This window comes from Cellulomonas sp. NPDC089187, from assembly GCF_040685135.1.
Taxonomy (GTDB): Bacteria; Actinomycetota; Actinomycetes; order Actinomycetales; family Cellulomonadaceae; genus Cellulomonas.
This window is the reverse complement of the sequence record NZ_JBFBHI010000006.1, coordinates 1-26935: the sequence shown is the minus strand read 5'-3', so window position 1 is coordinate 26935 and position 26935 is coordinate 1. Positions and strand designations below refer to the sequence as shown.

The following is a 26935-nucleotide window of genomic DNA, read 5'->3' as shown; positions in this document are numbered from 1 at the left end:
GTCACCATCATCGTGGTGGAGGCGGTCACCGCGACTGTCGACAGTGCCCGCACGGGCATGGAGACCGCGGTGGAGATCCCGGTGTTGGACAACGACGTGGTGACCAACGGTGGGATCTCCGGCACGACCGACCCGGCCAACGGGACGGTCACGGTGAACACTGACGGCACGATCACCTACACCCCGAACGCTGACTTCTCCGGCACGGACACCTTCACGTACACGATCACCGACGCCGCGGGTCAGTCGGCCACGGGGAATGTGACGGTGACGGTGGTGGCTCGCCCGACCGGTGAGGATGCCTCGGTCCGGACCGGGCTGGACACTCCGGTGTCGGTCGACATGGTCGCCGCCGGTGACGCGCTGACCCTCGCGGTGAGCACGGACGGCGAGCACGGCACGGCGACGGTCTCGGGCGGCACAGTGACCTACACCCCCGACGCGGGCTACGTCGGCACCGACCAGGTCACCCTGACCTGGACCGACTCGGTGGGCCAGACCGTCACGGTCACCCTGGACGTCGAGGTGGTGGACGCGCCGGTCGCCAATGACGACCACGCCGACACCCTCGAGTCCACGCCGGTCACGGTCGATGTGCTGGCCAATGACCAGGGCGACGCGATCACTCTGACCTCGGTGGCCACGCCGATGTTCGGCACCGCGGTCATCACCGACGACGGTCGAGTGCAGTACACCCCCCAGGCTGGGTACTCCGGTCCGGATGCGGTGGTCTACACGATCACCGACTCGGTCGGCCAGACCGTGACCGCTGAGCTGACCATCTCGGTCTACTCCGCACCGATCCCGCCGGAGCTGTCGGCCCTGACCGGTGTCGAGATGGCCGTGGTGTTCGACCCGGCCGGCACCACGGTGGACTCCGAGGCGCTGCTGGCCCCGTGGACCATCACCGGCGTCAGCTCCACAGATCCGGAGGTCGGTGAGGTGCTGTGGAACGACGACGGCACGATCACCTTCACCCCGGCGGCCGGGTTCACCGGTGAGGCGTCCTTCACCTACGACGTGCAGGACACCTTCGGGCAGACCGCGACGGCGACGATCACCGTCACCGTGGTGGCCGTGACGCTGGACGACCTCACCGCCAGCACCGACTACGGCACTGCCGTGACCGTGGACGTGCTGGATGCGGCGACGGGGACCGGCGTGGTCGTCACCTCGGTCGGCACCCCGTCGCACGGCACGGCCGTGGTGAACGAGGACGGCACGGTGACCTACACCCCGGCGGGCGGGTTCTCCGGCACGGACACCTTCACGGTGACCGTCACCGACGAGCTCGGCCAGGTCGCCACCGCCACGGTGACCGTCACTGTGGCGCCCGCGCCGGTCGTCGACGGCCCGGGTGACGGTCCGTCCGCCGAGCCCACGGCAGGGCCCACCGGTCAGGCGAAGCCCCGTTCAGGTGTCCTCGCGACCACCGGTGCCCAGGTCAGCGGCGTGCTGCTGCTGGCTGCGGGTCTGCTGCTGATCGGCGCGCGCACCGTGCAGGTGGTTCGTCGACGTCGTGTAGGTGACCAGATGCGGTGACCGCTCTCGCCCAGAACGTCCGCCGGTGGCTTCCCGATGCCACCGGCGGACTTCGGCGTCTTCCGACCCCTGACCCGCCTCGCTCGAGGAACCCCCTGTGACCGTCCAACACGAGATCGCCCCCGATGTCGCCGACGACCTGGCCCTGTGCATGGCCGCACGCGGCGGTGACCGGGCGGCCTTCGATGCGCTCTACCGTCGGCACGCGCCGTGGGCGCGCACGGTGGCGGTGGGCATGGTCGGGCCACACAACGCGGATGACTTGGTGTCGGAGACATTCGCCGCGCTGCTGTCCGCGCTGCGGCGCGGGTCGGGACCGGTCGGAGGCGTGCGCGGCTATCTGCGCACCGCGATGCGACGCCAAGCCGGACGGCTGCTGGCACCGACGGACGACGTGGTGCCCAGCGACGGTCTCAGCCTGCTGATCGTCGAGGGGCCGGAGCAGGAGCAACTCGACCTCGAGGTGCTCACCTCCGCCGAGGACCACGTGATTGCCGCCTCGGACCAGGCCGCTGTGGCTCGCGCCTTCGCAGGCTTGACCGAGCGCAGCCGCCGCGCCATCGAGCTGGTGGACGTCGAGGACAAGAGCTACGCCGAGGCCGCTGCCGAGTTGGGCATGTCGGTGGGTTCCTTCGGTCGGGCGCTGTACCTCGCGCGGCACGAGCTCTTCGACGCCTGGGTGGCCGAACACGTCCCGGAGGCCACCGGGCTGGGCAGCCACCCTGACCGCCTGGCGCTGGCCCAGCAGCTGATCGGATCTGCCCGGCCGCGCAGTCGTGCCCGTACTGCCGCCCACCTAGCGACCTGCGCGGATTGCCGTCGTCGGACCGAGCTGGTCGACGTGGTGTTGACCCAGCCGCGCCGCCGGGCCGCCGTGCTCGGCTGGTTGGGCCTGATCCCGCTGTGGTGGGCTCGGTTCCGGCGCACCGTGCACGGCCGCCACCTGGCCGGCGTGCAGTGGGGGTGGCCGCAATTCTTCGGATTGGGGTTGGCCTTCACTTTGGTGACCGGGCTGACCACCTTCACCGCGCCCCCGGCCGCCGGTCCCCAGGTGGACACCTCCGCCGAGGTCGCCGCAGGATCGACCGCCCCGACGCTCGCCTCCCCTTTGCCCGGGTCGGTGGGCATCGAGGTCGGATGGGCCTCCGGCTCCTCTCTGACCGGCAGCGCTGCGGGGGACGAGGTCACGCTGACCTTCACGCTGCGGGCGACCGGTGAGGACACCAGCCCGGCCACGCTCCATATCGCGGCCACGCCGGGCGTGGAGATCGTGCAGCCCTACTCGTTCTGCCGGACCGACGCTGCGGGGCTGACCTGCCCGAGGCTGGGGCCGTTCTCCGACGGGCAGGTGATTACCGGGCAGCTCACCGTGCGGGTCACTGATCCGGCGGTGGCACAGCTGCCCGCGTTGTCCGTCACCCGGGGCTGATCCGGCCGCACACCTGTCCCGGCCTGGCTCACGTGCGGCCGGGGGTCGCGTTGCGTGATGCGGGTGTGCGCGTACTCATCCGGCTGCCCGACGCACCCTAGATCTGCCGAATTCGCCCTGTCGCGGGCCATCGGGTCGAGACGCTGTCCTCAGTCCTCGGCCGCGTGGTGCAGATCACACATTTTGCTGCCGCGAACGATCTATGGCCACCCGGGCGTGGTGGTCCCTCTTCTCCGAGCTGTACGCGCATGTCGGGAAAAACCGGGATCACCGGGTAGCGAATCAAGGTAGGCGGATCGCCCATGAGGGACAGTCGGATGTCGTCCGGGCGCGAGCGAGGCCGGTCCACGGTGCGGGAAGCGTGCGGGATCGGTCTGGTCGCCGTGCTGGTCGCACTGCTCGGTGGGCTCTCACCCGCGATCGCCCTGGCAACGGGAACCTCTGACCCGCAGCCGAGTGCGACGGTCGAGGACGTCGATGCCGCCCTGGCCGACGTCGATTCCACCGACGAGATCGGTGCCGAGGTCGATCAGGGGGAGGCAAATGGTCCGGAAGCGCCTGCCGCACAGTCCGTCGCGGGGGTGGCAACCGCCGCTGGAACGGTCGGCAGTGCAAGTGGTCTGACCCTGACCGTGCTGCGGGACGGCACTGCGCCATGGGACGACGACGATGCGCCCGGCAATGACTCCTCAGAGACCAACGGCATTGTCCGCACCCACGACTCGGTGGTCTACCGCTGGGGCTACTCGGTGGCCACCGCCGGTGAGGTGGCGTTGACGCACACGCTGCCCGAGGGAATGTCCTGGGCGCAGGCCGAGTCCCTGGCGGCCTGCAAGGCGCCGGAATCGAGCGTCTCCGCCGACGGACGGACTCTCACCTGCATCCGCGCGCACTCCGGCACCGGTGCCTCCACCTACCAGGTGCGCGCCGTCGTCGACTACGCCGCCAACGGTCAGGTGCTGTCCAGCGTGCTGTCCTCCGCCGGCACCGCCGACTCCGCGCCCGCTGAGGTGACCGTCTCGGCTGCTCCCAAGCTGAGCATGCACACCACGTACGCATCGGCTGGGTACACCAAGCTGGACGGTGTCCCGGGCCAGATGATCACGATGGACATCTACCCGTATCAGCAGATCGACCGGTGAAGGGCACCCGTGGCCTGGAGGCGCTGGCCGACCCGTTGAGCTGCAAGATCGAGGCCACCGGCTTCGGTGACAACTTCACGGTCGGGAATCGGTGCACCACAGATCCCGGCGGCCTGATGATTCGTCCGGACACCACGGGCACCGGCAACAACACCACCAACGGCGTGCCGAAGGCGGGCACCTGGTCCTGCGCCCAGTCCGCGCCGGGTGAGCCGAGCACCGTCACGATGACCGGTGCGATCACCGATGCACGCAGCTACCCCACCGCGACCGCGACCGCGGTGCTCGACCCGTCGCGCGCCTATGTGTCGGCATCCCTGGTATCGATCTGGTTGCCACAGACCGACTACACCGAGCCCCGCTCGATGTCCTTCCAGTTCACGGACTTCGACCCGGTGTCGGTCTCCGGTCAGTCGAACTTCGGTGACGGCTACGCCCCAGGGTTCGAGCCCGGTGCTGCACTGATCAAGAACACCAACGGTGGTGAGCTGACGAACTCGCTGAGCACCGGCGGCAGCTTCGGGATGAACCGGGTCTACGCCCCGACGGGTGCCCTGACCTGGGCAGAGCCGGTCCCGGACGGCGCGGACTCGGTGTCCTCGAGCAACGCGCCCATGTTCCCCGGGCAGACTCTGCGGTTCGGGGGCTTCGTCCAGTACAAGACCGCGGACGGCAGCCTGCTGGACCGGGTCGACATCTGTGGCATCTGGGACGAGACCGCCATGACCGGCGGCACTGTCACGGAGCAGAACGTTCCGCTGGTCGCCGTCGAGTACGCCCACATCGACGGACTCACGACAGACGCCCAGCGCGCGAGCTACGACTGCGGCGTCACCGGCGACGGGGCCGCTGGGTGGTCCACCACCCAGGACGGTGTGACCGGCGGTGCGGGGGCGGTGAACGCTGTGCGTTACACCTTCAACAATGTGCACACCAACAACGCGCCGTACTCCGCGGTGACCCTGACGCGTACCGCGAAGGTTCTGAACACCAACTCCCCGATCGACGTCTTCTTCCAGTCGCGCGGGGACGGCGTGCCCCGGAGCTTCAACTCCCCGACTCTGCGCGCCCGGTCCCTCAGGTGTCCACCGCGACGGTCACGGTTCAGGTGATCGCCCTCACCGTGGACGATGTGACCGCGGAGACCGGGTACGGGACGGCTGTGACGGTCGACGTCGTGGGCGGTGCCTCCGGCCACGGGGTTACCGCGTCGCAGGTCGGGGAACCGTCGCACGGCACCGCGGTGCTGAACGTGGTCGCCACCGTGACCTACACCCCGGCGGCGGGCTTCTCCGGCACCGACAGCTTCACCGTGACCGTCATCGATGACCTCGGCCAGATGGCCACAGCCACGGTGACCGTGACGGTCGGGCAGGAACCACCGGGCGGCTCGGAGGAGCCCACGCCGACCCCGACTACGGGTCCCCCGGCGCACCCGACCTCGGGTGTGCTGGCGGTCACCGGACAGCAGGCCGGTGGGGTGGCGTTGCTCGCCTTCGCCGTCGTGACCACTGGCTGGTGGCTGGTGCGCTGGTCGCGGCGACGCCACCAGCGTTCCACCGACTGACCCCCACCGCGGTCCGCCCTTGAGGTCGGCCGCGGTGCCCGTCCCCTGGAGGTTGTGGCGATCATGCTCGCCCAGCTCGACGACTCGCAGCTGTGCGCTGCCGTGCGAGACGGCGACACGGCAGCCTTCGAGGTGCTCTACCGACGGCATTCCGGGTGGGTGCGGGAGGTCGCGGCTCGTCGGGTCGGTGCCGCCGAGGCCGAGGACGTCGTGGCGGACACCTTCGCTGCGGTGCTGTCCGCCCTGCGCCGAGGGCGCGGTCCGGAGGGGCCGATCGGGCCCTACCTCACCACCGCGGTACGCCGGCGGATCTCTCGGCACCTGAAGGCCAGCGACCGAACGGTGTACACCGGCGACCTGATCGACGTGCTGGAGTCCGATGCCACCTCCACGGGACCCTCGGTCGAGGAGGCTGTGCTCGCGTCCGTCGACGGTGCGGATGCCTCGGCGGCCTTCGCTCAGCTGCGACCGCGCGATCAACGTGTGCTCGAGCTCGTGGAGCTGGAGGGCCTGGGCTACCAGCAGGCCGCTGAGGTGCTGGATGTCCCGGTCGCCACCCTCGGTCACATGCTCTTCACTGCGCGCAGCGCGCTCTACGACGCCTGGGTCGCCCAGCACATCCCCGGCTCGGGCGAGGACCACCCGCATGCTCTGGACCTGGCTCGCTTTGTCACCGGCACGGCGGGGGCCCGCATTCGACGTCGGATCAGTAGTCACCTGGAGACCTGTCCGAGCTGCGGTCTGCGGATCGGTGAGCTCGGCACCCCGGCGCACCGTCCCGCTCGGCGTGCCTCTGCGGTGGGGCTGCTCGCGGTGCTGCCCGTCTGGTACCGGATCTGGACCTACGGCCGGAGTGTGCGTGGCAAGACCCTGCTGATCGGAGGTCGTCCGCCGGTGGAGCTGTTGATCCCCGGCGTAGGCCTGCTCGCTGCGGTCGGGTTGCTCACCGGGGTGCCGGAACCGGCCGTCCCGCTCGCCGGGTCCACCTCCACCCCCACGTCGGTCAGCGCCTCGGCGTCGCCGACGCAGGCCAGTGCCGCCCCGGCCAGCGTGTCCGCCGCATGGGAGCCCGGGGTGTCCGTGGCTGGTGCGGCGGTGGGGGAGCAGCTCACATTGCCCTTCGTGATCCGCGCCGAGGGCGACCGCTCCGATCCGGTGACGCTGGTGGTCGAGGCCGGGCCGGGGGTGAGCATCGTGCCGGCGTACTCGCCCTGCGCGTTGAGCGGTTCGCGCCTGTCCTGCGATTGGATCGGCCCGCTCATGGACGGTGCCGAGTTGCACGGTCAGATCGTGGTGCGGGTGGACGATCCGACAGTGGCACAGTTGCCCGCGCTGTCCGTCACCCGGGGCTGATCGGCACCCTTCACCGGCCTGCCCCCTTAGCACCGGCTCGATTGACCGGGCGACCGTCAGAGCGATGTCCACGGCCGGAGTCCGGTCATCGACCCCGGGTCACCCGGCGGAGTTCGCCGGATCACTTCCCGCCCGGCTGGGCGTACTCAGCCGCTGGCGTCACGCCGCCTAGATCTGCCGCAATCGCCCTGCCCGCACGGTTGCACGCCTGACGCTTGAGGGAGTTCCGCCATCTGTGACGCACCTCACAGCAAAACGGTGGAAGAAAAGTCTACGGGTTGCCTCTAGCGCCGGTCCCTCTTCTACGGGGGGCATGTGCACGTATCGGGCAGCGCCGGGACATCACTCGGTCGCGAAACAAGGTAGGCGGATCACCCATGAGGGACAGTCGGATGTCGGTCGGGCGAGGGCGCGGAAGGCCCTCCCTGCGGGAGAAGCTCGGGATCGTGATGGTCGCCGTGCTGGTCATGCTGTTGGGTGGGATCGCCCCCACCGGTGCACTGGCCGCGGCCTCGGCGACCGCGACGACAGGCGACTCGGCAGCGGACCCGACCGGGGATGCGACAGTCGCTGACGCCGGACAGGAGGCGACCGTCCCCGACACCGAGAGCACCTCCGCTGACGCCGACGCTGCGGACAGCGCCCCGGTCGACGGCACCGAGAACCAGGCTGCGGCCGCGGAGTCGAACGCCCCCGCTGCCACCGAGCGCTCCGCGGCGGCCCCGGCCGCGGGCACGGTGGGTCTGGCCTCCGGGCTGGAGTTGACGGTGACCCAGGACGGCACGGCCCCCTGGGACGCGGATGATGAGCCCGGGAACGACTCCTCGGCCACCAATGGGATCGTGCGTACTCACGACTCGGTGGTGTACCTGTGGGGCTATTCGGTGGCGACCGCCGGTGACGTGACGTTGACCCAGACCCTGCCCGAGGGGATGTCCTGGGTTGCCGCCGAATCGCTGGCCGCCTGCTCCGCGCCGAACTCCGGGGTCTCCGACGACGGCCGGACGCTGACCTGTGTGCGTGAGCACGAGACCACCGGAGCCTCGACCTATCAGGTCCGCGCTCTGGTGGACTATGCCGCGAACGAGCAGGTGCTCTCGACGATGCTGTCCTCCGCGGGAACCGCCGACTCCGCCCCCGCCACGGTCACGGTCTCGGCCGCCCCCCGGCTGAGCATGCACCTCAACTCCGCGGCTGCTGGCTACACCGAGCGCAACGGCGTGGCAGGTCAGCAGGTCAACCTCAACGTGTACCCGTACCAGCAGATCGACCCGGTGAAGGGCACCCGCGGGCTGGAAGCTCTGGCCGACGAGATCACCTTCACCCTCGAGACCACCGGCTTCGGTGACAACTTCACTGTGGGGACCTGGTGCAAGGCGGACCCCAGCGGTCTGAACCTCCGACTGGACACGACCAGCGCGGGCAACAACACGACCAACGGTGTGCCGAAGGCGGGGACCTGGACCTGTAGCCAGTCCGCGCCGGGTGAGCCCATCACGGTCAAGATCACCGGTGCGATCACCGACGTGCGCAGCTACCCGACTGCCACCTCGGTCCAGACCCTCGACCGGTCGCGCGCCTATGTGTCGGCCGCGACGTTGTCCCTCTGGTTGCCGCAGACCGACTACACCGAGCCGCGTTCGCTGAGCTTCCAGTTCAGGGACTTCGACCCGGTGTCGGTCTCCGGTCAGTCGAACTTCGGCGACGGGTACGCCCCCGGGTTCGAGCCCGGTGCCGCGCTGATCAACAACACCAACGGTGGCCAACTCTCCATCTCACTCGACACCAGTAGCGGCTTCGGGATGAACCGGGTCTACGCACCCACGGGAACGCTCAGCTGGCTCACCCCCGTTCCGGACGGCACGGATACGGTCACCTCGGGCAATGCCCCGATGCTGCCGGGGCAGACGCTGCGATTCGGTGGCTACGTCCAGTACAAGACGAGCGACGGCAGCCTGCTCGATCGGGTCGACGTCTGCGGCGTGTGGGACGAGACCACGATGACCGGTGGGGAAACGATCGGTCAGAACGTCCCCATCGCCGCCATCGAGTACGCGCACATCGACGGATTGACCACCGATGCGCAGCGCAGGGTCTACGACTGCGGTGTCACCGGCGACGGGGCAGCCGGGTGGTCCAGCACGAAGGACGGCGTGACCGGTGGAGCCGACGCTGTCAACGCGGTGCGCTACACCTTCACCGACGTGCACAATGACACCGCGCCCTACTCGGGGGTCACCCTGACCCGGACCGACAAGCCGTTGGCCCTCAATACCCCGTTGTACGTCTTCTTCAGCGCGCAGGCCGAGGGTGGACAGCGTTCCTACGACGGCTCAACGCTGCGGGCACGGGCATTGGCGGCCAACGTCGAGACCTCCGTGGACATCAGCTGGGACGCGGCGACTTCGGACCCGGGTCTGGTGCGTACGGTGACCGTGCAGCCCACGGTGACGGTGCCGGTGGGTGCCTCGGGTGTGGCGGAGAACGCCTCGGCGCAGGTGACCCTGCCCGGCAACACGCAGCTGGTCACCGGGTCGTGGAGCGGTGACGCGCCGACCGATCAGGTGACGAATGCCGATGGTTCGGTGACCTACACCTTCCCGTTGGGTGACCTAGCCGCGAATGAGGTGGCAACGCCGCTGACCTTCCAGGTGCGGTTGCCGGGCGCTACCGCCATCACGATGCCGGCGACGATCACCGCATCCGCGGTGATCGAGTCCGACGGTGACGCTCGTACGGCCGACTACCGGACGGACAGCTCGAGCATTGTGATCAACCCGCCGGCGACGTTCGGGATCACCAAGAGCGCGACCGCGACGTATGCGATTCCGGGTGTGCCGGTGGTCTACACCATCGGTTGGTACAACGGCCTGGCCGGTTCGGCCGGGACCGGCAAGATCGTGGACGTTCTGCCGTACAACGGTGACGGCCGTGGCACCGAGGGCCTGAACGGCCTGACGGTGACCGGTGTGTCGGTGGAGGCGGATATGTCCGTGGACATCGAGTACACCACCGAGGACTCGGCCACGGTGATGGCGGCGATCCAGGCCGATCGCTCCGGTGATACCGGGGTTGCCTGGCAGGCCTGGCCGACCGACGGCAGTGTGCCGAGCGGTGTGGCCGCGGTCCGGTTCCTCACCGGCGAGATCGTCGGCGGGACCGGTGGTGAGGCGATCATCGAGGTCACCCCGGGTGTCCTGTCGTTGAACGGTTCCATCGTGAACGACGTGTCGGGTCTGGTGACGGGTCTGGACACTCCGGTCTCGGGTGCGGCGGGTCTGGAGTTGGTCTCCGGTGCCGCGCAGATCGCCGGGACCGTGTACCTGGACGATGACTACTCCTGGGCGATGGACGGAGCCGAGTCCGGTCTGGGTGATGTGACCGTGCGCGCGACCGGGTACACCTTCGGCGCGAACCAGATCGATGAGAGCGGTGCCGGGGACGACATCGTCGTGACCGAGGCGGACGACCTGTCGGTGACCACCGAGGCCGATGGCACCTATGCGCTGGACGGTCTGTCGCCGGGCAAGTGGACGCTGGCGGTCGACCCGTCGTCGGCGGGCGTGGCGGGTCTGGATGCGGCCGAGCTGCCGGAGCAGCCGATCGTCCTGGCCCCTGCTGATGGGATCACGGGGGTCGACTTCGGGTACATGGACCCGATCGATGCCCCGGTCCTGGTGAACGACACCGCCCGGGTCTCCGCCGGTGACACGATCACCCTCGATGTGCTGACCAATGACACCTTCGATGTCTCCGGTGCGATCACGGAGGTGTCGTCCCCGGACTCGGGCACGGTGACCTGGGCCGAGGGTGACACCACCATCGACTACACCGCGGCCACGGATGGCTCCGGCGATGTCACGTTCACCTACACAGTGACGGACAAGGCCCGGCAGTCCCGGACCGCCACGGTGACCGTCACGGTCGTCCCGCTGCCGACGGCGGCGAACTCGACGGTGACGATCGGTCAGGAGCCCACGGCCATCGATCTGGCGGGTCTGATCACGGGTGACGCTCTGGTGGTCAGCACGACCTCGGCGGCCGCGTCGGTGTCGGGCACCAGCGTGACCTACACCCCGGCTGCGGACTTCGCGGGCCAGGACACCTTCACCTACACGGTGACCGACTCGATGGGGAAGACCGCCACGGCGACCATCACCGTGGTTGTCCTGCAGGCCCCTGACCTGTCGGATGACGCCACCTCGACGCTGACCGATACCCCGGTGACCATCGACGTCACCGCGAATGACGCGTTCGTCGGCACCGGCACCCTGGAGGTGGCGACCGACCCGGGCCACGGCACCGCTGTGCTGGACGGTACGGACATCGTGTACACCCCGGAGGCGGGCTGGACCGGGACGGACACGTTCACCTACTCGGTGACCGACGTCGCGGGTCAGACCGACACGGCGACGGTCACGGTGATCGTGGTGGACCCGATCGCGTTGACCGATGACGAGGCGGTCACCGGTGAGGCCACGGCCGTCACGATCGATGTGCTGGCCAATGATGTGGCGACCGGTGGTGTGATCACCGGTGTCACGCAGGGTTCGCTCGGCTCGGTGAGCATCGTGGACGGCAAGGTGGTCTACACCCCGACTGGGATCGGTACCGACACCTTCACCTACACCGTCGAGGACAACGCGGGCACCACGGCGACCGCCACGGTGACCGTGACCGTGTACGCGGCCCCGGCTGCCACCGATGACAGCACCTGGACCCTGGTCGACACGGCTGTGACCGTTCCGGTGCTGGTCAACGACCAGAACACCGACGACTCCACCGTGACCATCTCCACCGGCCCGACGCACGGGACCGCCACGGTCACCGACGCCGGCATCGTCTACACCCCGGCGTCGGGCTGGACGGGCACGGACACCGTGTCCTACACCCTCACTGACCCGGCTGGTCAGACCTCGACTGCGACGGTCACCATCGTGGTGGTGGAGGCGGTCACCGCGACCGTGGACACCGCTCGCACGGGTATGGAGACCGCGGTCGCCATTCCGGTGTTGGACAACGATGTGGTGACGAACGGTGGCATCACGGGGACCACGGACCCGGTGAACGGGACCATCGTGGTCGGCGCGGATGGTGTGATCACGTACACCCCGGCTGCGGACTTCTCCGGCACGGACACCTTCACCTACACGATCACCGACGCCGCGGGTCAGTCCGCGACGGCCAACGTGACCGTGACGGTGGTGGCTCGTCCGACCGGTGAGGACGCCTCGGTGCGTACCGGTCTGGACACCGCGGTGTCGGTGGACCTGGTGTCCACTGGTGACGCTCTGGTGCTGTCGGTCGCGACCGACGGTGCACACGGCACGGCGACGGTCTCGGGCGGCACGGTGACCTACACCCCCGACGCGGGCTACGTCGGCACCGACCAGGTCACCCTGACCTGGACCGACTCGGTGGGCCAGACCGTCACGGTCACCCTGGACGTCGAGGTGGTGGACGCTCCGGTCGCCAACGACGACCTGGCCGAGACCACCATGGGCGTCGCCGTGACGGTGCCGGTGCTGGACAACGACCAGGGTGACGCGATCACCGTCACCGCGGTCAGCACCCCGATGTTCGGCACCGCCACCGTCGACGACCAGGGTCGGATCACCTACACCCCGGCCCCGGAGTTCTCCGGCAAGGACACCGTGGTCTACACGGTGACCGACTCGGTGGGTCAGACCGCCGAGGCCACCTTCACCATCGCGGTCTACACCACCCCGCGCCCGGCCGACCTCACCGGGGTCACCGGTCTGGGGATGGAGCTGGTGTTCGACCCGGTCGCCGACAGCCCGGCGGTCGAGCGCGTGATCCAGGCACCGTGGTCGGTGACCGCGGTGGGGACCACGGAGGCCGGCACCACCGAGCTGCTGCCGGACGGGACGATCAGCTTTGTCCCGGCCGAGGGCTTCACCGGTGAGGCGACCTTCACCTACGAGGTCACCGACTCTCTCGGCCAGGTCGCCACCGCCACGATCACCGTTCAGGTGGTCGAGGTGACCATGGACGACCTGACCGTCGAGACCGGGTACGAGTCCGCGGTGACCGTGGACGTCCTGGCCGGTGCCAGCGGGCACGAGGTCGTGGTGCAGGAGGTCGGCGTCCCGTCGCACGGCACCGCGGTGCTGAACGAGGACGGCACGGTGACCTACACCCCGGCAGCGGGCTTCTCCGGCACGGACACCTTCACCGTGACGGTGGTCGACTCCCTGGGCCAGGTGGCGACCGCGACGGTGACCGTCACGGTCGGTGAGGCACCCGCACCGCCGACCGTCGCGGAGCCCGATCCGGAGCCCAGCGCCAGCGCACCGCCCGCCCGCGGTTCGGGTGTGCTGGCCATCACCGGTCAGCAGGCCTCCGGCATGGTGTTCCTGGCCGTGCTGGTCCTGACCGCCGGGTGGTGGCTGGTCCGCTGGACGCGGCGACGCCGCCTCAGCACCAGCGACTGACCTACCCGCCGCGGTCGGCCCTCCGGGTCGACCGCGGCGCTCGTTCCCCTCTCGGAGGTCGCGGCGATGCCGCTCGCCCAGCTTGACGATTCGCAGTTGTGCACCGTTGTGCGTGATGGCGACACGGCGGCCTTCGAGGTGCTCTACCGCCGTCACGTCGGCTGGGTCCGGGATCTCGCCGCGCGCCGGGTGGGTGCCGCAGAGGCCGATGACGTGGTGGCCGACACCTTCGCCGCGGTGCTGTCCGCGCTGCGCAGCGGTCAAGGCCCCGAGGGTCCGATCGGCCCGTACCTGACCACCGCTCTGCGCCGGCAGATCTCCCGCCACCTGGAGGCCACCGACCGCATGGTCTACACCGGCGGTCTGGTTGATCTGGTGGATTCCGAAGTACCCACCGCCTCTGTCGAGGACGTGGTGTTCGACGCGGTCGACGGTGCCGACGCCTCGGCCGCCTTCCACCAGCTCCGTCCCCGGGACCAGCGGGTGATCGAGCTGATCGAGTTGCAGGGCATGAGCTACCAGCAAGCGGCCCAAGAACTGGATGTCCAGGTCGCCACCCTCGGGCACATGCTCTTCACCGCCCGCAAGGCGCTCTACGACGCGTGGGTGGCCCAGCACATCCCTGGATCCGGTGAGGAGCACCCCCATGCCCTCGACCTGGCCCGCTACCTGACCGGCACGGCCGGTGCCCGGATCCGCCGCCGGGTCGGCACCCATCTTGAGACCTGCGTGAGCTGCGGGCTGCGGATCGGCGACGTCGACACCCGTGCGCGCCGCCCCGCACGACGCGCCTCCGCGGTCGGTCTGCTCACTGTCCTGCCGGTCTGGTACCGCCTATGGACTCAGGGGCGTCGACTTCAGGGCAAGGCAGTGCTGATCGGCGGTCGTCCGCCGGTGGAGTTGCTGATCCCCGGTCTTGGTCTGGTGGCCGCCGTGGGCCTGCTCACAGGGTTGCCCGAACCTGCTCCGTCGAGCGGTAGTGCCACCGGGCCGGTGCCCGCTGCCGTCAGTTCCGCGCAGCCGCCGACCCCTGCAAACACCGCTCCGGCAACCGTCTCTGCCGCATGGGAGCCAGGGGCGTCCGTGGCGGGTGTGGCGGCCGGGGAACAGATCGCGCTGCCCTTTGTCATCCATGCCGAGGGTGAGCACTCCGACGCGGTCACCCTGGTGGTCGACGCAGGGCCCGGGGTGACGCTCTCCTCGGACTATCGAGCCTGCAGTCTCGACGGTTCCCGACTGACGTGCGCCTGGATCGGTCCCCTGGGGGACGGTGACGAGCTGCGCGGCCAGGTGGTGGTGCGGGTGGACGATCCGACGGTGGCGAGCCTGCCCTCGCTCGCAGTCGAGGGCTGACCCGCTCGGCACCTGGCCCTCGTCGGCCCACTGTTCGGTCGCTCGCCGTACCCAGAGGGGCGGCTTCGGTTGCTCGGGCTGATTCGGTGATTCCCCGGGTGGGGTGCGCAGCGGTACTGACCGTGTTGTTGTGCTGCGCAGGATGGCCAGGCCCGGCTGACGTAGCGGGTGTGATGCACATCACGAATGTCTGGGCCGCAACAGGTGCACAAACCGAGCTCAAGGCTCGACGTGATGGGTACCGAACGGGCCTGCCCCTGGCCCGCACCGTCGTTGTGGAGTCCTGATGTCTGTCACCGCCCGCGCTCGATCGCGCACCATTCGCCGGATGGCCGCGGTCGCCACCGCCGCACTCCTGGTGCTGACCGGGTCGTTGCCGATCGCAGCCATGGCGGCCAGCGACGAGGACGCGGTGACCGCCGTTGACTCCGCCGAGGCTCCGGCGGGCGACCTCGCGGCTGTGGACGCCTCGGCGGCGGGCGCGGACAGTGCTGCCTCGACGGAGACGGACGGCGCTGCCCCGACGGAGGAGGGTGGCCCGACACGCCGCTCGGGTGCCGCAGAGCGGGAGCCCAGCGCTGATTTCGCCGTGGACCGAGCCGCTACCCGGGCAGCCGGGACGGTCGGCACCGCATCGGGTCTGACGCTGGCGGTGACCCAGGACGGCACCGCCCCCTGGGATGCGGACGATGAGCCCGGGAACGACTCGTCGGCGACCAACGGGATCGTGCGTACGCACGACTCGGTGGTGTACCTGTGGGGTTACTCGGTGGCGGCCGCTGGTGATGTGACGTTGACCCAGACGCTCCCGGAGGGGATGAGCTGGGTCGAGGCCGAGTCGCTGGCCGCGTGTGCTGCCTCAAGCTCCGGGGTGTCCGAGGATGGTCGGACGTTGACCTGTGTGCGTCAGCACGATTCGACCGGTGCCTCGACCTACCAGGTCCGGGCGATGGTGGACTACGCCGTGAACGAGCAGGTGCTGTCGACGGTGCTGTCCTCGGCCGGCACTGCCGACTCCGCCCCCGCGACGGTTACCGCGACCGCGACGCCGCGGTTCATGACCCGGGCGACCTCCTCCCCGCTCGGCTACACCGAATGGCAAGGCCAGTCCGGCTTCGGCGTCGACATCTACCCCATGATTTACCAGCCCGTCGACGCGGCCCGTGGTATCCGTGGCATCGAGGGACTGGGGAGCTCTTTCAGCTTTGACATCGATGTGAGCGGCCTCGGGGCGAGTGCTCAGGTCGCCAGCGTCTGTCGACCCGACGGCTGGACGTGGGGTAATGGCTTCGGCGGGAGTAACACGCCCGCGAACTCTGTGCCAGGCGGCGGGGAGTGGACATGTACCCAGTCCGCGCCGGGGGAACCGGTCACGGTGACCGTGACTGGTGCGATCACCGATGGACGCAGCTACCCGACCCACAACTTGGCTGGCGCTGCCTCCGCCGCGGACGAGGCGTTGGTCAGTCTGGGCTTCATCCGGCTGTGGATTCCGAGTGATGAGTACACCAGCGTGGAGAACCGGTCGGTGCAGTTCGTGAACTTCGACCCGGAGTCGGCCACCGGGCAGTCGAACTACGGTGATGGCTACGCGCCGAACCATGAGCCGGGCGCTGCGCTGGTGCCGAATGTCAACGGTGCCCGCTTCTCCTTCCCGCTGGCCTCGACCGTTGGACTGGCGGCGAATAAGGTCTATGCCGCCACCGGCACCATCACGTCGAGTTCCCCCGTCGCGCCTGGAGCCACCTCGGTGGTCGACGGGAATACGCCGATGTATCCCGGTGACACTCTCCGGTTCGGCGGTTCCATCGGTGTGCGCTCGGCGACCGCCCCGACCGCCGCCGGGCTGAGCATGTGTGCGGTATGGGACGAGGACCTGATGTCCGCCGCCGGGCCGGTCGACTCGAGTGTTGAGCTGGTCGCCGTCGAATACGGCCACGTGGATGCCAACACTGACACCGAGCGCAAGGCCGCGGACTGCGGGTCCGTGGCGGACGGCGACAGCACGTGGTCCAGCACGATCGAGGGTGTGACCGACGGCCCGGTGAACGCCGTCCGCTGGGAGTGGATCGAGATGGCAAACCAGGCGACCCCGTACTTCGGGGTGCCGCTGACCCGGACTACGGACACGCTGACCACCGGGGCGGTGCTCCCGGTGTTCTTCCAGGTATGGGGTGATGACGTCGCTCTGATCCGCTCGGGGTTTATCCCGGAGCTGCACACCGGTGCCTCGCTCGGTGCCCGGGCGTTGGCGGCCAACGCGCAGACCTCCGTCGCAGTCACCTGGGACGCGCCGACCTCGGACCCGGGCCTGGTGCGCACAGTGACCGTGCAGCCCAGCGCCTCCGTGGCCTCCGGTGCCTCGAGTGTGGCGGCCAACGCGTCCCTGCGGGTGACCCTGCCCAGCACGACGCCGATGATCGCGGGCTCGTGGAACGGTGATGCGCCGGTCAGCCAGGTGACGAATGCCGACGGCTCGGTGACCTCCACCTTCGAGATCGGTGATCTGCCCGCCAACCAGGCGGCCCCGGCGCTGACCTTCCAAGCTCGGCTGCCCAGCGCCACGGCGATCACCATGCCCGCCACGATCCGGGCCACCGCCGTCATCGAGTCCGATGGCGACCCCCGCGCCGTGTCCTTCCGGACCGGCACCGGGGACATCGTGATCAACCCGCCGGCGACGTTCGGGATCACCAAGAGCGCAACCGCGACGCATGCGATTCCGGGTGTGCCGGTGGTCTACACCATTGGTTGGTACAACGGTCTGCCGGGCTCCGCGGGCACCGGCAAGATCGTGGATGTCCTGCCGTATAACGGTGATGGGCGTGGCACTGAGGGTCTGAATGGTCTGACGGTGACGGGTGTGTCGGTGGAGGCGGATATGTCCGTGGACATCGAGTACACCACTGAGGACTCGGTCACGGTGATGGCGGCGGTCCAGGCTGATCGCTCCGGGGACACGGGCGTGACCTGGCAGGCCTGGCCGACCGACGGCAGCACGCCGGAAGGGGTCACTGCGGTCCGGTTCGTGACCGGGGAGATTGTGGGCGGCACCGGTGGTGAGGCGATCATCGAGGTCACCCCTGGCGTGCTGTCGCTGAACGGTTCCATCGTGAACGACGTGTCGGGTCTGGTGACGGGTCTGGACACTCCGGTGTCGGGTGCGGCGGGCCTGGAGCTGGTCTCGGGTGCGGCGCAGATCGCGGGGACCGTGTACCTGGATGACGACTACTCCTGGGCGATGGATGGCGCGGAGTCCGGTCTGGGTGATGTGACCGTGCGTGCGACCGGGTACACCTTTGGCGCGAACCAGATCGACGAGGGTGGTGCCGGGGACGACATCGTGGTGACCGACGCGGACGACCTGTCGGTGACCACGGAGGCGGATGGCAGCTACGTGCTGGATGGTCTGTCGCCGGGTAAGTGGACGCTGGCCGTGGATCCGTCCTCGGCCGCATTGGCCGGTCTGGATGCGGCGGAGCTGCCGGAGCAGCCGATCACCTTGGCTCCGGCCGATGCGATCACCGGGGTTGACTTCGGGTACATGGACCCGATCGACCCGCCGGTGCTGACCGACGACGAGCGGCGGGTGTCCGCTGGTGACTCGATCACCGTGGATGTGCTGACCAATGACACCTTCGATGTCTCCGGTGCGATCACCGAGGTCTCCACTCCGGACTCCGGGTCGGTGACCTGGGCCGAGGGCGACACCACCATCGGGTACACCGCCGCCGCGGATGGCCCCGGGGACGTGACCTTCACCTACACGGTCACGGACAAGGCGCGGCAGTCCCGCACGGCGACCGTCACGGTGACGGTCGTCCCGCTGCCGACGGCGGCGAACTCGACGGTGACGATCGGTCAGGAGCCCACGGCCATCGACCTGGCCGGGCTGTTCACCGGTGACGCCGCGACCATCAGCACCACCGCGGCGACCACCTCGGTCTCCGGTGTGACGGTGACGTACACCCCGGCCGATGGCTTCGCCGGGCAGGACACTTTCACGTACACGGTGACCGACTCGATGGGGAAGACCGCCACGGCGACCATCACGGTGGTGGTGTTGCAGGCCCCGGACCTATCGGATGACGCGACCTCGACGCTGACGGACACCCCGGTGAGCGTCGAGGTGACGGCGAATGACGCCTTTGTCGGCACCGGCACGCTCGTGGTGGTGACCGGTCCGTCGCACGGCACGGCGGTGCTGGACGGCGCGGATGTCGTCTACACGCCCGAGGAGGGCTGGACCGGCACGGACACCTTCACCTACTCGGTGACCGATGTCGCCGGGCAGTCCGACACCGCAACGGTGACGGTGATCGTGGTGGAAGCGGTCACCGCGACGGTCGACACTGCTTGCACGGGTATGGAGACGGCCGTCGAGATCCCGGTGTTGGACAACGATGTGGTGACGAACGGTGGCATCACTGGGACCACGGACCCGGTGAACGGGACCATCGTGGTCGGCACGGACGGTGTGATCACGTACACCCCGGCTGCGGACTTCTCCGGCACGGACACCTTCACGTACACGATCACCGACGCGGCCGGTCAGTCCGCGACGGCGAATGTGACCGTGACCGTGGTCGCTCGCCCGACCGGTGAGGACGCCTCGGTTCGCACGGGTCTGGACACCCCGGTGTCGGTCGAGATGGTGTCCACCGGTGATGCCCTGACCCTGGCGGTCAGTGGAGACGCTGCGCACGGGACCGCGACGATCTCCGGTGGCACGGTGACCTACACCCCGGATGCCGGGTACGTGGGCATGGATCAGGTCGAGCTGACCTGGACCGACTCGGTCGGCCAGACCGTCACCGTGATCCTGGACGTCGAGGTCGTGGACGCCCCGGTCGCCAATGACGACCAGGTCGACACCCTGGTGTCCGCCCCGGTCACCGTCAGCGTGCTCGGCAACGACCAGGGCGACGCGGTCACTCTCACCGCGGTCGGCACGCCGATGTTCGGCACCGCTGAGGTGGTGGGCGACACGGTGGTCTACACCCCGAACGCGGGGTACTCGGGTCCGGACTCGGTGAGCTACACGATCACCGATTCGGTCGGTCAGACCGCCACCGCGCGGGTGATCGTCGCGGTGTACGCCGCCCCGATGCCGCCGGAGCTGACCGCCCGCACCGGTGTCGAGATGGCCGTGGTCCTGGACCCGCTGGCACAGGCCCCGCAGACCGATGCGTTGCTCGCCCCGTCCACGGTCATCGGGGTCGGCGCCACTGCCGCCGGTGAGGTGCTGCTGCACCCGGACGGCACGATCACCTTCACCCCGGCGGTGAACTTCACCGGTGAGGCGACCTTCACCTACGACGTGGTGGACACCTTCGGTCAGACGGCCACCGGCACGGTGACGGTCACCGTGATCGCGCTGACCGTCACCGACCTGACCGCCCGGACGCCGTACGGCACCGCCGTCACGGTGGACGCGCTGGCCGGGGCTACCGGCAGTGCGGTGGTGGTCAGCGAGGTGACCGACGGCGCGCACGGCACCGTGGTGCTGGGTGCGGACGGCACGGTGACCTACACCCCCGCCGATGGCTTCTCCGGAGTCGACACCTTCACGGTGACCTACGTCGACGACCTCGGTCAGGTCGCCACCGCCACAGTCACAGTGACGGTCGACCCGGAGCCGGTGCTGCCGCCGACGGAGCCGACGCCGAGCCCCAGCAGCACCACCGTGACCACCACGACCCCGCGTTCGGGCGTGCTCGCCTGGACCGGCTCCGAGGGGCTGCCGCTGGCCGTGCTCGCGGCGATCGCGGTGCTCGGCGGTGGGTGGCTGCTCTACGCGGTCCGTCGGCGTCGCCGGTGACCGCACACGTGACACGACGCGGCCGCCCTGTTCCGGACAGGGCGGCCGTCGCCGTGCCCACCCCCATCCGGTCGGCGGAGGGCAAGGGGCCCGGGGCGTGGTCCCACGCCACCGGTGGGTCGCTCTCACAGGAGGCCGAGGCCGCAGCTGATCTGGCCCTGTGCGTGCGGGTTCGGCAGGGCGATGAATCGGCCTTCGCGGAGCTGTATCGGCGGCATGTGGACTGGGCGACCCGCACCGCGACCCGGATGATCGGGCCGGATTCCGCCGAGGACATCGTCTCCGAGACGTTCGCCTCCCTGTTGTCCACGCTGCGCCGGGGCGGGGGGCCGGTGGGTGGCGTGCGCGGCTACCTGCGCACTGTGATGCGGCGGCAGTCCGGTCACGTGCGCGCGGATGCCGCCCGCAGCATCCCCGCGGAGGAGCTGTCTCTGCTGCTCACTGAGCCGGACCGGCTGCGCCAGGAGGACCTGGCGGTGGACTCCCCGGAAGAGGTGGTGCTGGAACGCAGCGATGACGCCGCCGCCCGGCAGGCCTTCACGCTGCTGTCCCCGAGAAACCGTCGGGTGATCGAGCTGGTCGAGTTGCGGGGGATGTCCTACCGGGAGGCGGCGGCCGAATTGGGGATGACCGTCGGCTACCTCGGGCGCCGGTTGCACCTGGCGCGCCGGGAGCTGTTCGACGGCTGGGTCGGCGCGCATGTCCTCCCCGTGGATGCTCCCGGGGAGCACCCCAGCGCGCTCGAGATCGCCCGGCAGATCACGGGGAACCACGGACCCCGGCTGCGTCGCCGGGTCACCGCACATCTGACCGAGTGCTCCGCCTGCCGACGTCGGGTGGACCTGGTCGATCTCGGTCAACGCCAGGCACCGTCGTGGCGGGCCGCCGCCCTGGGCTGGCTCGCCCTGCTGCCGGCCTGGTTCCGCCGCACCGTCGCCGATCCGCGGCGGCTGCTGGTCGGCTGGACCCGCCGCGGTCTGGTGTGGACCTCTCTGGCGGCAGCCGGGACCGCCGTGCTGCTGACCGTCGTCCTGATGCCCGGGCAGATCGCGAGCGAGGCCCCGACATCGTCCGCCGGTGTCGCGGGGACCAGTGTGGGGCAGGCCTCCACCGCCGCCTCCCCGCGGCCGTCGGATGCCCGGGTCGAGTGGCTGCCCGGGGCGTCACTGTCCGGACACCAGGACGGCGACGTCGTGGTCGTGCCGTTCCAGATCGAGGCGACGGGCAGCGATGCGCGCACCCTGACGCTGACGGTGACCTCCGCTCCCGGGGTGGAGATCGAGGAGCCGTACGCGTTCTGTTCCACCTGGGGCGGCACGCTGGTGTGTCCCCGCTTGGGTCCGGTCGGTGACGGCCAGACCATCTCCGGACAGCTCACGCTGCGGGTCACTGACGCTCGCACGGCCCGCCTCCCCGCCCTCCGGGTCGAACGCGGCTGAGTCCTCGGATCGGATCGGAGAGCACCCAGCGGCTCCGTTGCCGGTACTCATGGGGGCGCGAAACGCCCTCGGTGGGCGATTTCGTCGGCGACGGTTGTCATGAGTCCACTCGATTGTGACCAGGATCACGTCTATTTCTGGTCATAACCCAGGACAACTCGGTCTGCACCCGAGTCCCCAGTAACTGGGGGCAGTACACGTGCCGTGTCGGGAGTGGACGGCCATGACGAAGCAGAGAGTCCAACTGATGACGAACCTCAGCGCGAACAGGCGAGGGCCGCGCGCCCTCCCCGGCCGGAAGCTGGTGGCAACCCTGACCGCCACCCTCCTGGTCGGCATCGGCCTGGCGACACCGGCCGTCGCCCTGACCACGGCCACCGAGCCGGTCGAGCCGCAGCCGACGACGGCCTCTGAGCCCGTCAGCACGCCGAACGCAGACCCGGCGTCTGCGGCGGAGCCCGACTCGGACGGTGCTGCGCCCGAGGCTACCCCGGTCGCTGAGGACCCCCAGCCCGAGAGCGCTGAGCCCGAGGAGGGGTCCCCGGACTCCGAGCCGGTCGGGGAGGCTGCCGCCGCGAGCACCACCGGTGTGGCGCCGGCGGCGGGTTCGGTCGGCACCGCCACCGGACTCGCGCTGTCCGTGCTGCGCGATGGAACCCCGAACAACGACGGCACCTGGGACGCCGACGACTCCGCGGGCAATGACTCCTCCGAGACCAACGGCATCGTCCGCACCCACGACTCGGTGGTCTACCGCTGGGGCTGGTCGGTGGCCACCGCCGGTGACATCACCCTGGTTCAGACCCTGCCCGAGGGGATGTCCTGGGTGGTCAGCGAGTCGGTCATCGCCTGCGCCGAGAAGGAGGCGGCAGTCTCCACGGACGGCCGGACGCTGACCTGCACCCGCGAGAACCAGCCCACCGGTGCCTCCACCTATCAGGTGCGCGCCATGGTGGACTACGGCGCCAACGGCCAGGAGATGTCCACGGTGCTGACCAGCGCTGGCGCTGCGGACTCCGCGCCGGCCTCGGTCACCGTCTCTGCAGCACCGCGCACCAACATGGAGACCACCATCGGCGTGCCCGGGTTCTTCCAGCAGAACGGCGTCGACGGTCTGCGCGCCAACCTGTTCGTCAACCTGTATCAGCCCATCGACAGCAACCGCGGCATCCGCGGGATCGAAGGGCTGTCCAACGAGTTCAGCTTCACCGTCGACGCGTCCAGCATGGGTGACCGCTACGAGATCGGGAACTTCTGCGGTGCCGCCCTCGGCAATCTCAACCTCGGCACCAAGATCAACGGCACGACCTACACCGCGGTGAACTCCGTGCCGGACGCGGGAACCTGGACCTGCGCCCAGTCCGCACCGGGTCAGCCGATCACCGTGACGATCAAGAATGCGATCACCGACGCGCGGACTTACCCGACCGAGACGCCGGTGGGCAAGCTCAACGCCAGCCGGGCCTACGTTGCCTCCGGTCAGATCACGGTGTGGATGCCGTCGGCCGACTACCCGGAGACCCGGACCCTGACGATGCAGACCTCCGGCTTCGACCCGGACTCACTGTCCGGGCAGTCCAACTACGGCACCGGCTTCGCACCGGGGCAGGAGCCGGGCGCTGCGGTGCAGTCCGGTGTCAACGGCGGCTCCTGGACCTTCACCGTCGGATCGTCGGTCGGAGCGGGGATGGGCCGGGTGTATGCCGAGACCGGCAAACTGGAGTGGCTGACCCCGATTCCCGAGGGTGCGACCTCGGTGTCGGGTGGATCCGCTCCGATGTTCCCCGGGCAGACCTTGCGGTTCGGCGGATACCTGGAGGTGAAGTCGTCCAGCTCCGACCTGGTCACTGGCCTGAGCGTCTGCGGTGTCTGGGACGAGACCACGATGTCCGCCGGTCCGGTCAGCACCCGCACGGCGACGACCACTCTGGTCGAGTACGCCCACCTGGACGTCAGCACCGACGCTGAGCGCAAGGCTGCGGACTGCGGTGCGGTCGGCGACGGCGACTCGGCGTGGAGCACCGACCCCACGGCCACTGCGGGCGGGGCCGCGAACGCGGTGCGCTATGTCTTCACCCCGGTGGGCAATGACAGCCCCTACAGCGCGGTCGCGTTGACCCGGACCGCCAAGGTGTTGGAGGTCGGCACGCCGCTGCCGGTGTTCTTCCAGTACTGGGCCGATGGTTTCCCGTTGGCTCGGTCCACCTACAACCCGACCTCAGCCACCCACGCCCTGGGTGCGCGCGCCCTGGCGGCTGCCGCCGAGACCAGCGTGAACGTGAGTTGGGATGTCGCCAGCTCCGACCCCGGTGTGCTCCGGACCGTGAGCGTCCAGCCTGCCGTCACTGCCCGGACCAGCACCGCCGTCGTGGCCAGTGGGGTCTCGGTGGAGGTCACCCTGCCCGCCAGCGTCTCGGCGGTGCAGGACTCCTGGCCCGCGGATCAGGCACCGACCTCTGTTGTGGAGAACGCGAACGGCAGCACCACCTACACCTTCCCGTTCCCGGACGTCAGTTCGGCCACCCCGGCCACACCGATGAGCTTCCAGGTGGCGGTCGGCACCCGGATCCAGATGCCGAGCACCGTGACCGTGAACGCGGTGGTCAACTCGACCTCCGACCCGCGGGCTGCGGTGTACCGCACCGCCTCGGCCGATCTGATCATCAACTCTCCTGCGGCCTTCACCGCCACCAAGACCGCCACCGTGTCCTACGCGGTGCCCGGTGTCCCGTTGACCTACGCGGTGATGTGGATGAACGGCCTGGATGCCACCGCCGGTGTGGCCAAGCTCGTCGACGTGCTGCCTTATGACGGTGACGGACGTGGCACCACCGGGCTGTCCGGCCTGACCGTGGATGCGGTGTCGGTGCGGGCCGATATGGCGGTGCAGACGCAGTACACGACTCAGGCCTCCGCCTCGGTCGCCGCCGCAGTCGCCACGGACCGTTCCGGGGACACTGGGGTCAGCTGGGTGGATCTGCCCGCGGGGCTGAACCCGCCGGCCACCACGACGGCGCTGCGCTTCGTCACGGGCGATGTCGACCCGGGCATGATCGGCGAGGCCTGGATCACCGTCACTCCGGGCTCGATGCCGCAGGACGGCGCGGTCGCCAACACCCTCTCCGGCAAGGTCGAGCTGCTCGCCCAGCCGTTGGAGGATGTGGCGCTGGTCGATCTGGACTCGGGGGCGGTGTCGCTGTCCGGCACCGTCTACCAGGACGACGACTACTCCTGGACCCGTGACTCCGGCGAGTCCGGCCTGTCAGGCGTGACCGTGCAGGCCACCGGGTACACCTTCGGTGCGGACGGTGTGGATGACGGCGGAGCGGGCGACGACATCACGGTCACGGCCCAGGACGCGGCACAGGCCACCACCGCTGCTGACGGCTCGTACCGGATCGACGGCCTGGCCCCGGGCTCGTGGACGGTGTCTGTGGTCGGCACCGCCGCCTCGCTGGCCGGGCTCAGCGTCGGGCAGACCATGACCAACCCGGTGCCCACCGCCGTGGCGGAGAGCGTCACTGATCTGGATCTCGGCTACGTCCCGGCGATCCCGGAGCCCGACCTGACCGACGACTCCGGTCGCGTGTCCGTGGGGGACACTTTGGTCCTGGACGTGCTGGACAACGACAGCTACGACCCGTCGGCGACGATCACCGCGGTGGGTGAGCCCACCTCGGGCAGCGTCACCCTGGTCGGCGACCAGCTGCACTACGTCGGGACGACCGCGGGCACGGTGACTTTCACCTACACCGTGACCGACAAGGCCCGGCAGTCCGCCACCGCCACCGTGACGGTGACCGTGGTTCCGTTGCCGACCGCCTCGGACTCCACGGTGACCATCGGCCAGGAGCCCACCGCGATCGACCTGTCCGATCTGTTCACCGGTGATGCGGCGACGATCAGCACCACTGCCGCCGCCACCTCGGTCTCCGGATCGGTGGTGACGTATACCCCGGCCGATGGCTTCTCCGGGCAGGACACCTTCACGTACACGGTGACCGACTCGATGGGGAAGACCGCGACGGCGACGATCACGGTCGTCGTGCTCCGCGCGCCCGAGCTCGCCGACGACACGGCGTCGACGACGAATATCGCCCCGGTGACCATCGCGGTGACCGACAACGACCCCTTCGTCGGCACCGGCACCCTCGCGGTGGCTGGTGACCCGACCCACGGCACCGCCGAGGTCTCCGGCACCGGGATCGTCTACACCCCGCAGGCCGGTTTCACCGGCACGGACACCTTCACCTACACGGTGACCGACTCGGTGGGCCAGAGCGACACCGCCACGGTGACTGTGATCGTGGTGGACGTGATCGCGCTGACCGCGGACTCGGCCCGTACGGGTGAGGAGACCGCGGTCACCGTGGACGTGCTCGATAACGACGTGGCGACCGGCGGTGTGATCACGGCGGTGACCCAGGGCGCGAATGGTGCGGTCGTCATGACGGGCGGTCAGGTCGTCTACACCCCGGCTGCTGGGTTCGCGGGGACGGATACGTTCACGTACACGGTGACCGATCTGTCCGGTGCGACGGCCACGGCGAATGTCACCATCACGGTGATCGCCCGGCCGACTGGTCAGGGTGCTGCGCTGCGAACCGGGCTGGACACGGCGGTGTCGGTGGATCTGGGGGCATTGGCCACCGGTGACGGCCTGACGTTGGCGGTGACCACCCAGGGTGCGGACGGTACGGCCACGGTGGACGAGGGTGTGCTGACGTACACCCCGGATGCCGGGTTCGTCGGAAACGATCAGGTCGTGTTGACCTGGACCGACTCGGTCGGTCAGACCGTCGAGGTCACCGTGACCATCGAGGTCGTCGACGCC

The 26935-nt window shown here is 69.5% G+C and carries 11 protein-coding genes; all 11 read left to right on the top strand.

Annotated features, from left to right (window positions below; all coding sequences use genetic code 11):
- A partial coding sequence (locus tag AB0N78_RS14525) for an Ig-like domain-containing protein (RefSeq protein ID WP_363391735.1) occupies positions 1–1542 on the top strand: 1542 nt, incomplete at its 5' end.
- 97 nt (positions 1543–1639) lie between these two features.
- A complete protein-coding gene (locus AB0N78_RS14520; protein WP_363391732.1) occupies positions 1640–2971 on the top strand; it encodes a sigma-70 family RNA polymerase sigma factor in 1332 nt (443 codons plus the stop codon).
- 317 nt (positions 2972–3288) lie between these two features.
- Positions 3289–4113: a hypothetical protein gene (locus AB0N78_RS14515; RefSeq protein WP_363391729.1), complete on the top strand. Its 825-nt coding sequence runs from the start codon at positions 3289–3291 to the stop codon at positions 4111–4113.
- The gene (locus AB0N78_RS14510) at positions 4110–5225 is read left to right on the top strand and encodes a hypothetical protein (RefSeq protein ID WP_363391726.1); all 1116 of its coding nucleotides are present in this window, start codon (positions 4110–4112) and stop codon (positions 5223–5225) included. The genes AB0N78_RS14515 and AB0N78_RS14510 overlap by 4 nt, the downstream gene beginning before the upstream one ends.
- Positions 5195–5680: an Ig-like domain-containing protein gene (locus AB0N78_RS14505; RefSeq protein WP_363391723.1), complete on the top strand. Its 486-nt coding sequence runs from the start codon at positions 5195–5197 to the stop codon at positions 5678–5680. Before AB0N78_RS14510 ends, AB0N78_RS14505 begins: the two co-directional genes overlap by 31 nt.
- A gap of 63 nt (positions 5681–5743) precedes the next feature.
- A complete protein-coding gene (locus tag AB0N78_RS14500; protein ID WP_363391720.1) occupies positions 5744–7033 on the top strand; it encodes a sigma-70 family RNA polymerase sigma factor in 1290 nt (429 codons plus the stop codon).
- Between the two features lie 392 nt (positions 7034–7425).
- Positions 7426–13488: an Ig-like domain-containing protein gene (locus AB0N78_RS14495; RefSeq protein WP_363391717.1), complete on the top strand. Its 6063-nt coding sequence runs from the start codon at positions 7426–7428 to the stop codon at positions 13486–13488.
- A 66-nt stretch (positions 13489–13554) separates the two neighbouring features.
- On the top strand, positions 13555–14841 hold the full coding sequence (locus tag AB0N78_RS14490; RefSeq protein ID WP_363391714.1) for a sigma-70 family RNA polymerase sigma factor: 1287 nt from the start codon (positions 13555–13557) through the stop codon (positions 14839–14841).
- Between the two features lie 286 nt (positions 14842–15127).
- Positions 15128–20662, top strand: coding sequence for a tandem-95 repeat protein (locus tag AB0N78_RS14485; RefSeq protein WP_363391711.1), 5535 nt, complete (start codon positions 15128–15130; stop codon positions 20660–20662).
- A 53-nt stretch (positions 20663–20715) separates the two neighbouring features.
- Positions 20716–22101 (top strand): RNA polymerase sigma factor, encoded by a 1386-nt coding sequence (locus AB0N78_RS14480; protein ID WP_363391709.1) that lies wholly within the window; start codon positions 20716–20718, stop codon positions 22099–22101.
- A 247-nt stretch (positions 22102–22348) separates the two neighbouring features.
- On the top strand, positions 22349–26935 hold a 4587-nt coding region (locus AB0N78_RS14475), incomplete at its 3' end, for a tandem-95 repeat protein (protein ID WP_363391706.1).

Bases quoted from the DNA above. Each gene is read 5' to 3' on its own strand.
- AB0N78_RS14490 (WP_363391714.1), top strand. From the start codon at position 13,555: ATGCCGCTCGCCCAGCTTGACGATTCGCAGTTGTGCACCGTTGTGCGT.
- AB0N78_RS14485 (WP_363391711.1), top strand. From the start codon at position 15,128: ATGTCTGTCACCGCCCGCGCTCGATCGCGCACCATTCGCCGGATGGCC.
- AB0N78_RS14515 (WP_363391729.1), top strand. From the start codon at position 3,289: ATGTCGTCCGGGCGCGAGCGAGGCCGGTCCACGGTGCGGGAAGCGTGC.
- AB0N78_RS14500 (WP_363391720.1), top strand. From the start codon at position 5,744: ATGCTCGCCCAGCTCGACGACTCGCAGCTGTGCGCTGCCGTGCGAGAC.
- AB0N78_RS14495 (WP_363391717.1), top strand. From the start codon at position 7,426: ATGTCGGTCGGGCGAGGGCGCGGAAGGCCCTCCCTGCGGGAGAAGCTC.